The following is a 12657-nucleotide window of genomic DNA, read 5'->3' as shown; positions in this document are numbered from 1 at the left end:
AAATCACCCCTCCAGGGCCGGGAAGTGTTCCGGCTCGTAATCTTCAAGCTTTCCATCTAAATGATCCTCGTAGCCCCGGAGGTCGAGGAAACCGTGCCCGCTGAGGTTGAAGAGTATGACCTCTTCTTTCCCTTCCTCCTTTGCCTTCAGCGCCCTGTCTATTGCTCCTTTTATGGCGTGGGCACTTTCTGGGGCAGGAACTATGCCCTCCGTCCTGGCAAACAGCTCGGCCGCCCGGAAGACCTCGGTCTGGTGGTAGGCAACCGGCTTAACTATCCTATGGTTTATCAGGACGCTCAGCGTAGGGGCCAGGCCGTGATAGCGTAAACCGCCCGCGTGTATCGGCGGGACGTAGTAGGTGTGCCCTAAAGTGTGCATCTTCATCTTTGGGGTGTAGCCACCTGAATCGCCGAAATCATACTTATAAACGCCGCGCGTCATGCTCGGTACCGCCCTTGGTTCAACGGCTATGAACTCGTAGTCGGCTCTGCCGTCGAGGACGTCCTTCACAAAGGGATAAGCCAGGCCGGCAAAGTTGCTTCCGCCACCAACGCAGCCGATTATAACGTCCGGCTCTTCGAACTCCTTCATCTGCTCTTTGGCTTCGAGGCCTATCACGGTCTGGTGCATGAGGACGTGATTTAAAACGCTTCCGAGGGCGTAGCGGGCCTTCTCGTCCCCCAAAACGTCTTCAATGGCCTCGCTTATCGCTATTCCCAATCCGCCCGGGTGGTTGGGGTTCTCAGCTAAGAACTTCCGCCCGATTTCTGTCCTGTCACTCGGGCTCGGGTAGATTTCGGCACCGTAGAGGCGCATTATCGTCTTCCTGTAGGGCTTCTGCTGGTAGCTGGCGCGCGCCATGTAGACCCTGACTTTCAACCCAAGGAGCGCTCCCGCCAAGCTCAGGGCAGTCCCCCACTGGCCGGCTCCCGTCTCCGTGACGAGCCTCTCGATTCCCTCCTCTTTGGCGTAATAGGCCTGAGCCAGCGCCGTGTTTATCTTGTGGCTTCCAGTTACCGTTGCGCCCTCGTACTTGAAGTAGACCTTCGCCGGCGTGTCCAGAGCCTTCTCAAGGTTCGTCGCCCGGAAGAGCGGCGTCGGCCTTCCAATCTTGGCGTAAAGTTCCCTGACCTTCTTTGGAATCTCGACGTAGCGCTCGTTGCTCATTTCCTGCTTAACCAACTCAGCCGCAAAAATTCTCAGGAGTTTCTCCGGCTCAATCGGCCCGTCCGTCTCCGGGTCGAGGGGCGGCTCCAAAGGTTCTGGAAGATCCGGCAGGATGTTGTACCACTTCCTTGGTATCCTCGAATCGGGAAGAACGGCTTTCATTCTACCACCTCCGAAGCTGTTGGAAAAAAAAGTCCCAAAAGCGAGGGAATAATGAGCGTGAGGACTAAGCGGGGATCTTTAAGCTGGAGAGAAAGCTGACCAAAAACTGTCCCCCCGTTTAATCATGCCAAAAACAATCCCGCCCTGGAATTAATGGGCTAACCCTCTCGGGGAAATCACAATAGCCAAAGACGATCACTCCTGTCGATCATGGCGCATCAGGGCATAAGACACCGGGGGGTTTAAGTGCCTTTCGGTTGCAAGGTTGGCGAATTTCCAGAAAATCCCCGCAGGTTTCATAGTTTTTTTGACCTTTAACCAGAAACGCCACTTGTTTAATGACAAAATGCCAAAACCAAGAGGGAGAAATCAGGCCCCTCAGGCAACCTCTGTCTGGTCGTGGACAGGTCTGCCGCTCACATGTCTCATGAGGACGTCGTAGAGGAACTCCTTCAGCTGGGGGCTCATCTCGTCGTATATTATCCTCGGCCCCGGAAGGTTCTCCTCCTTAACGGCCCTGATGAGATTCCTGACCCCTGGCAAGGAGATGGTTACGAGTTCCTCCACAAGCTCCGGGTACTCGTCCTCATCGATTTCCTCCCCGCTTTCAAAAGCGAGGTAAACAACGGTGTCCCCGATTTGGAGCATCAGGACTATCTCATTCCCGGTAACGTCAAAGAGGGAGAAGTTGTAAGCCGGCCTCCGCTCACGGGCCACGAGTACGCCGACTAACCTGAGACCGGTCTCTTCTGGATCCAGAGCCGAGAGCAGTCCCATGAGTGCCTCCTGGACTTTTTTCATATGCCCACCGGGGGAATGAAAATGCCGGCCAATAAAAGTGTTTTGGGTGTAAAACGAGTTTCCTGTGCACCGGCTAAAACTCCAGGGCTTAGTATTTCTCTCAAAGATTAAACGAGTAACGCTCCAGCCGAAAAGCTCATAAACGGCCCGGTAAAGCTGAATTGAGATTTAGTAAAGGGGTGAGGGAATGAAACCCGTGCCGTTCCTGGCAGCGCTCCTGGTCATCGTTGCCATGACGATGCCATGGTTCACCCCCGGGTCAAAGAGCCCCGAGATAAGGATGTTCCTGGCGACCTCGCCTGAAAAGGGGCCCGCAGAGGGGGGTCAGGGGCTGAGTTTTGTCGACATGGCCAAGGGCATCTACCTCAAAAAGGACGCCCTCAAGCAGGATCTTATACTCAACGGGGGTGCAAAAACGCTTAATATACTCCTACCGCTGGTTGCGTTTCCCCTAATCGTACTGGGGGCTTTTATGGGCCTGTTCAATGGTAAATTCGGCCATGCTATAGGCCTGATCGGAATGGTAATCCTCACGCTCTCCCTCGTTTACGGGGGCAGCGATGGGGGGAGCCTTAGAATAGGATCCGGCTACCTGTTCGCATGGGTCGGCTTTTCACTGGGGCTGGTGTCCTCGGTACTCTCAAAATAAAAAGAAAGGGCGAATCACTCTTCAACGGTGTAGACTGGCACCTTTCCGTGTGGAATGCCATACTTCTTACCGTACCACTCGCTGAGGAAGTACCAGGCGGCCACCAGGAGGACTACTCCAAGGGAGAGGAGAATGGCCCAGTTCCTGACTCCTATGCCAAAGAGCACGTAGAGGACGAAGCTAACGCCCGCCGCAGTTACGGCGTAGGGAATCTGCGTCTTAACGTGGTCTATGTGGTCGGAGCCGCTGAACATGGAGCTCATGATTGTGGTGTCGCTTATCGGGGAGCAGTGGTCGCCGAAGATACCCCCGGCGAAGACTGCACCTATGCTCGCGAAGACCTCCGGCCCAACGTTGCCGGTGACACTGTAGGCGAGCGGTATCGCTATTGGCATCATTATTCCGAAGGTTCCCCAGCTCGTTCCGGTCGTGAAGGAGATGAACATCGCCGCGAGGAACACTATGAGCGGAACCCATCCACCGCTCAGTCCCGAACTCTTGGCAAGGCCAACAACGTAGTCAGCCGTTCCAACGGCGGAGGTTGCGCTCTTGATGCTCCATGCTAAGAGCAGGATGGTGTTGGCTATGACCATCTGCTTCATGCCGCGGACTATGGCATCCTCAGCCTCCTCGATGGTCATCTTCTTCATCGCAAGGACGAGGGCAAAGGCAACGACGACCATGGCGAAGCTTCCCCAGAGAAGGGATAAGGCCGAGTCGGAGTTTCCAAGAACCTCCATCAGACCACCCTTTGCGTAGGCCTCGCCTCCGCCTCCCGTGTACCACATGCCGTAGAGGGTGACGAAGATTAGCGTCAGTATCGGCCAGATGAAGATGTGGACGCTTCCCCCTTCCTTGGGCATACCGAGGTCGACTTCAGTCGTCATCAAAGGCCTCGCCCCGTCGCGGAGGACCTTTCCTGTCGTCCTGGCGCGGTACTCTGCGTGGAGCATGGCACCGAAGTGCCTGTGGGTGTAGGCGACGATGAAGACGAGGATTATCGCCAGTATCGAGTAGAAGGTGTAGGGAACGCTGTGGAGCCAGGCAACGTAGGCGCCGTAGTCAACCTTGAGCCCCTGAAAGGCCTTTCCAATGAGACCTATCTCATAACCTATCCAGGTGGAGACGAGGGCTATGCCCGCAACCGGGGCCGCGGTAGAGTCGTCTATGTAAGCGAGCATCTCGCGCGAGACCCTCGTCCTGTCTGTTATCGGCCTCATCGTGTTTCCGACGATGATGGTGTTGGTGTAGTCATCGAAGAAGACCAGGACTCCCATGAGCCAGCCCATTACGGCCGCACTCCTGCTCGTGCGAACCTTGTTTGCGAGCGCCCTCCCGATGGCTGAGGCACCTCCTGACTTGTATATCAACCCAACGCCCGCCCCGATCAGGAAGTCGAAGAGGAGTATCTTGACGTTCCAGTCGTCCATGGCGTTCTCCACAATCCAGTCGAGGGTCTGTGTCGTTCCAGTCACCGGGTTCCAGCCGGCCACCATAACTCCACCAATCCAGACTCCGGAGAACAGGGCCAGTATGACCCTCTTCGTCCAAATCGCCAGGATGATGGCCACCAGCGGCGGTAGCAGGGAGAGTACACCGAAGTCCGACACGGTTTCACCTCCAGGGGATTTCACCCCAACAACAATCGGCATTATATAAGTTTTTCTGAAACAATTTTGGCGTTTTTGCGATTCTTCGAAAATGCTGTTGCCCTACCACGCATTTTGCTGACCCAATTTCTGCGTTGCTGTGTACAGTTATGTCCTGCCACACTAATAGGTACCCTCAAGTACAATAACGCTCACCACCATAAAAACCTTTCCCAGAAAAGCTCCAGACGGATCCGATTGGGGCTTAAAAAACGTCAAAGGCTTTTTCACACACCCAGAAGAGTAATTGAAACGTGAGGGGAAGTTCAGGAGAAAGAGCTTATGAGCTCCCTGAGCTTCATGAAGTCCTTCTGGAGCTCCTCCCTTATCGGCGGATTGTAGAGGGCAGCTGCTGGGTGATAGGTTGGCATAATGACGACTTTCCCGAAGAGGGTGTAGGCTTCGAAGGTCTTCCCGTGGATCTTGCTTATCGGCTCCGGTTCAAACCCGAACTTTCTCAGGATGTAGCCCATCGAATGCCTTCCGAGCGGAACGATCACCTTTGGCCGGATTATGTCAATCTGGCTGTCTAAGTAAGGTGCACAGGCCCTGATTTCCTCCTCCGTGGGATCTCTGTTTTCAGGCGGGCGGCACTTGACTATGTTGGTTATGTAGACCTCCTCCCTGCTCAGGCCTATCGTCTCCAAAAGCCCGTCGAGGATTTTCCCTGCCCTGCCGACGAAGGGAAGGCCCTCCTGATCTTCCCAGTAGCCGGGGGCTTCGCCGACGAACATCACCTTGGCGTTGTAGCTCCCGGAGCCCGGAACCGCGTTGGTTCTGAGCTGGCCCAGCGGACATCTCTGGCAAGCCCTTATGCGCTCTTCGAGCTTTCTCATGAGTTCTTCCTTCATTGGACATCACTCAAAGTCTTCTGGCTGAGGTAGGCCCTGAGAAATTCCACCCAGGCGGTGTAGTAGCCCTTCTCGTATTCGTCCCTGAATTCCTGGGCTGCCAGTTCGGAGTAAAGGTCCAGAAGTTCCTTTGTCCTCTCCCTGTCGTTGCGGTTAAGGAGCTGGACTATGAGGGAGTCAGTATCGTTGTCATTTATAGCGCTTATTATCCCTTCAATGGCCCTCGAGTAGCCCCTTCCCCACTTGTCGTCACCGGCAATTTTAATGAGCTTCTCAGCGTGCCCCTTTGCCTTGGCCAGGTCCCTCCTCATAATTGCCCTGGCAAACATCTCCACCCTCATGTCCCTCGCTGACATTCGACCACCGGCAATACTTTTCCAGCTCCCTTTTAACCTTAACCTGCCGGTTCCCACTTTTGTCCCATGCCTATGAAGGAAAATCTTCATATTTACGCAAAAGCTTTTATACTCCCGAATGGAACCGCTTCCGGAAGCAGAAGTTGGTGATAAAGGTGATGCATCATGGCTGAGAACCTCGGTGAAATCCCCAGCGGGGAGAAAGAGTTCGCGGAATCAACTAAGAGAATCAGGGATATCGTTGAGTTCCCCGAAATAAGCGAGGAGGAATTCTACTCACTTCTCGAGAAAGCGAGCAGGAGCTACGGCGGTGATCTCCCCCACAGGACGTACTCCCTCTGCCCCGAGACGAGGAGAGTCGTTCCTGCCCTTGTGTGGGAAAAGGATGGCAAGGTCTGGATAACCAAGAAGTGCCCGGAGGGAATGATAACCGACCTTTACTATGAAGACGTTGAGCTCTATCACCGCTTCTCCGAGTGGCGCTGGGAAAAGAAGGAGCTTTACAGCACCAACGTCGAGAACAGCGGAATGAACTGCCCGCTCGACTGCGGCCTCTGCCCGAGGCACCGCTCCCACACGAACCTTCTGAACATAGTTTTGACCAATAGATGTAACCTATCGTGCTGGTATTGTCTCCCAAGGGACGAGGAGGTTCTCTTCCGGATCCATGGGAAGCCGCTGATAGCTAAGATGGAGGACGTAGCCAGCCTCGTGGAGTTCAAATACCGTGTTGAAATAGACGGCTTCTCGGGCGAGTACGGAACCCCGGACTGGCTTGAGGTGCTCACCTTCAGGGACGGAAAGGCAGAGTGGGCAAGGGTGACCAAATTCCTGAGGAGGAAGCACGAAGGCAAGGTTTACAGGATAGTAACCCACACAGGCAGAACCATAAGAACCACCCCGGAGCACAAGTTCCTCGTTTACTCCGGCGGCGAACTCGTGAAGAAGAGGGCCGACGAGCTTGAACCGGGCGACGAGCTGGTTATCCTCTGGAGCTTTAACGAAGAAGGGGAGAGGTTTGAAATAGACCTCTTGGAGGCGTTTAAGGAACTTCCGGACGAGGAAAAGAGGAAGATTTACGTCAGGGGGATCAGCGGGCTGGATCTTTCTCCGCTCAGGGAAGAGTACGGCGATGCCGTTTACAGGTGGAGGGACGGCGACTCCATACCATTAAATGCGTTCTATAAACTCAACGCAGATGGCAACTTCAGGCTCGGAAGAGATGGAACTTCCCATGAGCTTCCATCCCGACTCGAGGTTACCCCGGAACTGGCAAAGTTAATCGGCTACTTCATCGCGGACGGTCATTACACCGACAATGATCTCAGGATAACAGTTGCCCACGAGGACGTTGAGAGGGAGATAACCGGAATCCTCGAAAGACTCGGCCTACCGTACAGCTCCCTCGAGTTGGAGGGCAAGGCGAAGCAGATAGTGATCGACAGCGGGCTCATGAGGCTCGTATTTAAGTACGCCCTGGGAATCCCCGAGAAGGCCGAGAAGAAGAGGCTCCCGAGGAACTTCCTGAGGTTCCCCTTCGAGGCCAGGGTTGCCCTCCTGAGCGGGCTCTTCAACGGCGACGGGTATGTAGTTAGAGGAAAGAAGCACCTTAACATAGGCTACGCCAGCGTTTCAAGGGAGCTAATCAGAGACATGCTTTACCTCCTGGCTTCCCTCGGAGTTTTCGCGAAGGTTTACACGGTTCCAAAGGAGAAAATGAAAGGGGCCAACCACGACCTCCACAGGCTCTACATAGCAGGTCAGGATATGGTGAAACTGCTCGAACTCCTCGAACTCAGGGAGGGCCGCAGGGGACGGCTCGGCGAAATTGGAAAGAGGGATTCCGCGAGGGTTGGGGACTTCTTCGTGGACACCGTGGAGAGGATCGAAACCGAGGAATACAGCGGCTACGTTTACGACCTCGAGGTCGACGCGGAGGAGCACGCTTTCGTCGCTGGCGATGGAGTGCTCATAAGCAACTGCTTCTTCTACGCCAAAGAGGGCCAGCCGATTTACGAGCCAACCCTTGAGCAGATACGCACCATGCTCAGAAACGCCAAGAAGGAGCACCCGATCGGGGCCAACGCAGTCCAGTTTACCGGCGGAGAGCCTACCCTTAGGGAGGATCTCATCGAGATAATCAAAATCGCCAAGGAGGAAGGCTACGACCACGTCCAACTAAACACCGACGGTATAAAGCTCGCCTTCGAGCCCGAGCTCGTCAAGAAAATCCGCGAGGCCGGGGTTAACACCCTCTATTTGAGCTACGATGGAATGACGCCACAGACCAACTGGAAGAACCACTGGGAAGTCCCCCTCATCTTTAAGAACGTGAGGAAAGCCAATGGGCCTGGAATAGTGCTCGTGCCAACAACCATAAGGAACGTCAACGACCACGAGCTTGGGGCGATAATCAACTTCGGCCTCAACCACCTTGATATAGTCAGGGGAGTCAACTTCCAGCCCATTTCCCAGGTCGGAAGGGTTCCCAAGACGGAGCGCCAGCGCTTCAGGATAACGATACCCGGCGCCATAAAGAGGATTGAGGAGCAGACGAACGGCGCAATAGCCAAGGAAGACTGGTACCCGATACCGATAGCGGGTCACATAGCGAGGTTCTTCGAGGCCTTTACGGGCTCACGCTACTACATGACGAGCCACTTCGCCTGTGGGGCCGCAACCTACGTCTTCCTTGACAGGGAGAACAGGCGCGTCGTTCCGATACCGAGGTTTATAGACGTCGAGGGCTTCGTGGAGTTCCTCGAGGAGAAGGCGGAAGAGATAGAGCAGTGGAAGACCATGGGCAGGCTCAGGAAGCTCAAGCTCGGCGCAGAAATATTCATGAAGTTCCGCTCCTTCTACGACGAGAAATACGCGCCCAGGGGGCTGAGCGTCCTTGACCTCATAAAGAACGCATTCATGCACGGCAACTACGACGCCCTCGGAAAGTTCCACGAGAACGCGCTCTTCATAGGTATGATGCACTTCATGGACGAGTACAACTACGACGTGGAGAGGGTCGAGCGCTGCGTCATACACTACGCGATGCCCGACGGAAGGATTGTACCATTCTGTACATTCAACGTGATTCCTGAGCTCTACCGCGACAAAGTCCAGGCCCAGTTCAGCTACACCTGGGACGAGTGGAAGGCCCTCCACCCCGACTGGGACTACAAGAAGGATAAGTACTTCAGGAACAAGGAGTTCGTGGAGAAAATGAGGAACAGCGAGCTCTACAGGAAGACCTACATCGACATCGAGAACTATTTCGGCCAGAGGGAGTGAGGTGAGGGGCATGAGCGTCAGGCCCGATAAGGAGCTCGTGAGGCTCGACCTCAAGTTTGGGAACATCGACTGGGAGAAGGCCACGGTAAAGCAGTACGAGCTTGAGAAGGAGCTCGGCATCTGGAGGATTTTCCTCAACGGCTACACCAGGAAGGGCTTCGTGGTTTTCGACGAAGAAGCCATGCCCCGGGAGAAGCTCCTGGAGATCCTAAAGGAGCTGGAGCCGGAAGTAGTGGAGGAAAAGAAACTCACGGCGAGCGAGCTTGCGGAGACCAGCTATTCGTGGAACAACATCTTGGGAAAAACAGAATCATGAAAGAGCTCAGCGGAGCTCCACCCTTATTTTCCCCTTCTTTTCGGGTTTCTCCAGCTCGAAGCTCACGATTCCACTGAAGGAGCTTAAGTCCAGGATGTTCTTGCCCGCCCTGAGCTCAAAGGTCTCAGCCGTCGCTTCTCCCGCCGGGAGCGAGAGGTCGTACTCGTAAACGGTCAGTCTGTTGTCCCCGCTGAGGTAGAAGAGGGCCCTCGGCTCGCGGTAGCCGTCGAGTGGAATGCCCCCAAACGTGCCGCCCCCCAGGGCTCTGGCCACGCTCGGCAGTGCCAGCGGGAGCGAGAAGCTCACCGCGGGGGGCCGTTCTTGGAGCACTTTCTCATCGAGGAGAACTATATCTCTGTTGCCGGTGTCGAAGGGCGTCGCCTCAGTAGCGCCGGTGTTTGGTGCGCTGTTTGTAGCTATGAGCAGCTTTCCATTCATCTTCTCGATGCTTGTCACCCTCGCCCCAAAGGCCCCGACTATCTTAACCACCGGCGGGGCGATGTAGACCAGAACACTTGGGCCAGCCATCGTGTTAGTGCTTGTCCAGCCGATTCCAGAATCGCCCGAATTCGGCCTGTAAACAGCGTCGTGGTGGGCGTTGAACGCCGTTAAAATTCCACCGCCGACGTTGATAGCGTTCACCCTGAAGGGCGCGTAGAAGGTGTAGAAGTCAAAGAGGCGGTAAAAGCTGAACTCTTCACCCATGAAGGGGTTTCCTGCGAAGATTCCCCCGCGGACGAAGGCAAAGGCGCGGTTGTAGGCTGAGGCCATAGCCCCAAGCTCCGGCCGTATGTAGGGCCTTCCATCGACACTCTTCCCAGGTTTAAAGGCCTCCCACCTTCCGCTTATTAAATCCAGCGCTCCAAACTCCCTCAGCCCTTCCGTGAAGTTGTTCCCGATTCCGAAGAAGGCAGTATCGTGCACCCTGGTCCCCTTTGGGGAGGGTTCGCGGACTAATGCCTCTGCCCTCCCGCTTCTCCTGTCGAGGGAGTAAACGCCAAGGTTCGCGTGCCCGTCCTCCCTCGCGAGCAGGAGCCTGTCACCGTAGGGGTCATAGATTATATCGCTCACCTCGCCTGCCCAGTCGGTCTCGTGGTGAATGGAGTCCTTCCAGAGGAGCTTTACCGAGCCTTCTTCGGTGTCGTAGGCATGCACGTGGGAGTACTTGTTGTTGAAGAGTATCCTCCGGTCTTCCCTGTAAACGGCCGGAGCGTGAACCCAGCCGCCGAAGTATATGAACCCGTCAACCGTCTCGACCGCGTTGTAGGTGTCGCCGCCGCTCGTTGGGGCCCCACCGAGGAGCGTGAAGTCGTAGGTTTTCTCTTCACCACTCTTAACGTCGATGAAATAGGCTTTTGCCTCGAAGGCGAGAGTAAAGTAGAGCGTCCCGTTGTGGTATCTCAGCCCGAATATTCCCCCGCTGCCCCACTCGGGGCCGTATCTGCCTGGAAAGCGGTAGTTCCTGAGGAGCATGACACCACCACGGGTTTTACGTGCTCGTGGTTTATTGCCTTTTCGGGAGGAAACTTTTATATTTCCCGGCATAACTGGAATCATGAAGCCATACAGGGGACTGGCAATAATTTTTGGCTTCTATGCCCTGGGCGAGTTCACAAGCTCTACTTTAGACCTTCCCATTCCGGGGAGTGTGCTGGGGATGCTCTACCTGCTCACAGCTCTGCTCGGCGGCGCGGTGAAGCTCGACTGGGTGGAAAGCGAGGCGGAACTCTTCGTGAAGAATATGAGCATCATGTTCGTGCCGCCTGGGGTGGGGATAATGGTCTACATCAGCCTGCTGAAGAGCCAGGCCGTTCCCATCTTCGGCGCGCTTACAATCAGCTTCCTGATAACGCTCCTCATCACGGCGAAGACCGTTGAGCTGCTCAGGAGGGGTGAAGAATGAACCCCTACGGGATAGCGCTAACCCTGGTGGTCTTCTACGCCTTCTCAGAGATTAATCAAAGGAAAAAGGCCTTCTACACGAACCCGGTTCTGCTCTCGATAATCACGATAGCGGCCCTTCTTTGGGCGGGGGGTTTCACCTACGGGTCCTACATGGAGAGCGCGGTTATACTCAAGTTCCTCCTCGGGCCAGCGGTGGTGAGCCTAGCGGTTCCCGTCTACAAGGGTAGGGAGACGATAAAAGCCTACGCGCGCGAGATAACCGCCGGCATAGTCATCGGCGGAACGGTCGCGATTCTGAGCGCATTCTACACCGCGAAGCTCCTGGGAGGAAGTGAGGAAGTCCTCCTCAGCATAACACCCAAGAGCGTTACAACGGCGATAGCGATAGGGGTGAGCGAAAAAATAGGAGGAATCCCGGAGCTGACGGCAGTTCTGGTCGTCCTGACAGGGATACTCGGCAACGCGGTCGGTGTTGAGCTCCTGAACGTGACGGGGATCAAGAACAGAATAGCGAGGGGGCTGGCGATGGGCGTTACTTCCCACGGCCTCGGGACTGCAAGGATAATCCTTGAGGATGAACTTGCGGGAGCGGTGAGCGGTTTAGCCATGGCCCTGAATGGAATCTTTACCTCAATTGTCCTTCCCTTCCTTATCGAAGTCCTCAAGTAGGCACTCGCTTATCCTGAGCTTATCCCTGGCGTCGAGGAAGAGCGTGAAGTCCCTTTTGGCAAGCCTTTCCTCAATGGGCGCGTTTTCAACGAGGAACGCTATAACCTCGGCCGTGCTGTAGGGAACCTTAACACCGAGCTCGTCGGCTTTCCTGAAGAGCTTTTCAGGTACGGTGAAGATGTCCTCACCGGCCCTAACTTCAACGCTTATCTTCGAGTTTATCTGCTCCCAGAGGAGGAGCGTGTTCTTAGCTTTCTCTATCTTCTCAAGCGCACGCCTCTCGAGGATGCTCACGTTCGCCCTGCTCGTTCCCAGCATCTCGGCTATCTCGCTCTGCTTCAGCCCCCTCGCGCGGAGGCGGAGGATTTTAATCTGCTCGTCGGTGAGAAAACTCTTCGACCCCATATTAAACACCGGAATTTAACAAGGAGTCAAGCATTAAAACCTTTTTGGAAGGGCCGAAAGATTTATATTTTCACCCGTCTTCTTGAAACCGTGCCCCGGTAGCCTAGCCTGGCGGGGCGGCGGACTTGTAATCCGCAGGCCGCGGGTTCAAATCCCGCCCGGGGCTCCAGCCAAAACTATTTTAACCCGATAAGCTCTACCGTTCTTGTCCGATGATTGGAACGAGAGTGAGCTGAAGCGTGATGACCGACTTCTCGCTGAGGACGTCACCTTCCCATTTAATTACTTTGGTGCTCTTTTATGGGCTTTGATGTATAAAAAATCCTCAATGCACATCGCTCCTTTTGGCCAAATATCCGCGAAGAGCGGTTCTTTTTTCCGAAAGTTTCAGTAGTTCACGTTTTGTTTAAAACAGGCGGTTCTCCTGCCTGTTTACCGAAAG

12 protein-coding genes and 1 tRNA gene are annotated in these 12657 nt (G+C 55.0%); 6 read left to right on the top strand and 7 right to left on the bottom strand.

The window, feature by feature from the left end:
* Positions 1-3: 3 nt before the first annotated feature.
* Both ACZ47M_RS02515 and ACZ47M_RS02510 read right to left on the bottom strand, forming a co-directional pair.
* Positions 4-1329: a TrpB-like pyridoxal phosphate-dependent enzyme gene (locus ACZ47M_RS02515; protein WP_315339723.1), complete on the bottom strand. Its 1326-nt coding sequence runs from the start codon at positions 1327-1329 to the stop codon at positions 4-6.
* 378 nt (positions 1330-1707) lie between these two features.
* Positions 1708-2130, bottom strand: coding sequence for a hypothetical protein (locus ACZ47M_RS02510; RefSeq protein ID WP_315339720.1), 423 nt, complete (start codon positions 2128-2130; stop codon positions 1708-1710).
* Between the two features lie 187 nt (positions 2131-2317).
* On the opposite strand from ACZ47M_RS02510, the gene ACZ47M_RS02505 reads away from it, so the two are divergent.
* On the top strand, positions 2318-2779 hold the full coding sequence (locus ACZ47M_RS02505; protein WP_315339717.1) for a LuxR family transcriptional regulator: 462 nt from the start codon (positions 2318-2320) through the stop codon (positions 2777-2779).
* 14 nt (positions 2780-2793) lie between these two features.
* Here the strand turns inward: ACZ47M_RS02505 and ACZ47M_RS02500 are convergent, their stop codons facing one another.
* From ACZ47M_RS02500 to ACZ47M_RS02490, 3 genes are all read right to left on the bottom strand, one after another.
* Positions 2794-4389 (bottom strand): Na+/H+ antiporter NhaC family protein, encoded by a 1596-nt coding sequence (locus ACZ47M_RS02500; RefSeq protein WP_315339715.1) that lies wholly within the window; start codon positions 4387-4389, stop codon positions 2794-2796.
* Between the two features lie 305 nt (positions 4390-4694).
* Complete coding sequence (gene udg, locus ACZ47M_RS02495) at positions 4695-5279, bottom strand: type-4 uracil-DNA glycosylase (protein ID WP_315339712.1); 585 nt, start codon at positions 5277-5279, stop codon at positions 4695-4697.
* On the bottom strand, positions 5276-5635 hold the full coding sequence (locus tag ACZ47M_RS02490) for a hypothetical protein (protein ID WP_315339709.1): 360 nt from the start codon (positions 5633-5635) through the stop codon (positions 5276-5278). Before ACZ47M_RS02490 ends, udg begins: the two co-directional genes overlap by 4 nt.
* Positions 5636-5800: 165 nt before the next feature.
* Here ACZ47M_RS02490 and tes-int point away from each other — a divergent pair, with 165 nt between their 5' ends.
* Together tes-int and ACZ47M_RS02480 are read left to right on the top strand one after the other, a co-directional pair.
* Positions 5801-8920, top strand: coding sequence for a tetraether lipid synthase Tes, intein-containing (gene tes-int, locus ACZ47M_RS02485; protein WP_315339706.1), 3120 nt, complete (start codon positions 5801-5803; stop codon positions 8918-8920).
* A 10-nt stretch (positions 8921-8930) separates the two neighbouring features.
* On the top strand, positions 8931-9236 hold the full coding sequence (locus ACZ47M_RS02480; protein WP_315339702.1) for a DUF3213 domain-containing protein: 306 nt from the start codon (positions 8931-8933) through the stop codon (positions 9234-9236).
* A gap of 6 nt (positions 9237-9242) precedes the next feature.
* Here the strand turns inward: ACZ47M_RS02480 and ACZ47M_RS02475 are convergent, their stop codons facing one another.
* Positions 9243-10709 carry a DUF2139 domain-containing protein gene (locus ACZ47M_RS02475; RefSeq protein WP_315339699.1) on the bottom strand — a complete coding sequence of 489 codons (1467 nt, stop codon included), beginning with the start codon at positions 10707-10709 and terminating at the stop codon, positions 9243-9245.
* 82 nt (positions 10710-10791) lie between these two features.
* Here ACZ47M_RS02475 and ACZ47M_RS02470 point away from each other — a divergent pair, with 82 nt between their 5' ends.
* On the top strand, positions 10792-11139 hold the full coding sequence (locus ACZ47M_RS02470; RefSeq protein ID WP_315339697.1) for a CidA/LrgA family protein: 348 nt from the start codon (positions 10792-10794) through the stop codon (positions 11137-11139).
* Positions 11136-11810 carry a CidB/LrgB family autolysis modulator gene (locus ACZ47M_RS02465; RefSeq protein WP_315339696.1) on the top strand — a complete coding sequence of 225 codons (675 nt, stop codon included), beginning with the start codon at positions 11136-11138 and terminating at the stop codon, positions 11808-11810. The genes ACZ47M_RS02470 and ACZ47M_RS02465 overlap by 4 nt, the downstream gene beginning before the upstream one ends.
* Here the strand turns inward: ACZ47M_RS02465 and enfR are convergent.
* Positions 11772-12215, bottom strand: coding sequence for a transcriptional factor EnfR (enfR, locus tag ACZ47M_RS02460; protein ID WP_315340892.1), 444 nt, complete (start codon positions 12213-12215; stop codon positions 11772-11774). The genes ACZ47M_RS02465 and enfR overlap by 39 nt on opposite strands.
* Positions 12216-12307: 92 nt before the next feature.
* Between enfR and ACZ47M_RS02455 the strand changes: the two genes are divergently transcribed.
* Positions 12308-12384 (top strand) — tRNA-Thr (locus ACZ47M_RS02455).
* Positions 12385-12657: the final 273 nt, after the last annotated feature.

Source organism: Thermococcus waiotapuensis (genome assembly GCF_055384795.1).
Note: the sequence above shows the minus strand (reverse complement) of the source record. Positions and strands in the feature narration are given on the sequence as shown.

Bases quoted from the DNA above. Each gene is read 5' to 3' on its own strand.
- ACZ47M_RS02515 (WP_315339723.1), bottom strand. From the start codon at position 1,329: ATGAAAGCCGTTCTTCCCGATTCGAGGATACCAAGGAAGTGGTACAAC.
- ACZ47M_RS02510 (WP_315339720.1), bottom strand. From the start codon at position 2,130: ATGAAAAAAGTCCAGGAGGCACTCATGGGACTGCTCTCGGCTCTGGAT.
- ACZ47M_RS02505 (WP_315339717.1), top strand. From the start codon at position 2,318: ATGAAACCCGTGCCGTTCCTGGCAGCGCTCCTGGTCATCGTTGCCATG.
- udg (WP_315339712.1), bottom strand. From the start codon at position 5,279: ATGAAGGAAGAACTCATGAGAAAGCTCGAAGAGCGCATAAGGGCTTGC.
- ACZ47M_RS02490 (WP_315339709.1), bottom strand. From the start codon at position 5,635: ATGTCAGCGAGGGACATGAGGGTGGAGATGTTTGCCAGGGCAATTATG.
- tes-int (WP_315339706.1), top strand. From the start codon at position 5,801: ATGGCTGAGAACCTCGGTGAAATCCCCAGCGGGGAGAAAGAGTTCGCG.
- ACZ47M_RS02480 (WP_315339702.1), top strand. From the start codon at position 8,931: ATGAGCGTCAGGCCCGATAAGGAGCTCGTGAGGCTCGACCTCAAGTTT.
- ACZ47M_RS02475 (WP_315339699.1), bottom strand. From the start codon at position 10,709: ATGCTCCTCAGGAACTACCGCTTTCCAGGCAGATACGGCCCCGAGTGG.
- ACZ47M_RS02470 (WP_315339697.1), top strand. From the start codon at position 10,792: ATGAAGCCATACAGGGGACTGGCAATAATTTTTGGCTTCTATGCCCTG.
- ACZ47M_RS02465 (WP_315339696.1), top strand. From the start codon at position 11,136: ATGAACCCCTACGGGATAGCGCTAACCCTGGTGGTCTTCTACGCCTTC.
- enfR (WP_315340892.1), bottom strand. From the start codon at position 12,215: ATGGGGTCGAAGAGTTTTCTCACCGACGAGCAGATTAAAATCCTCCGC.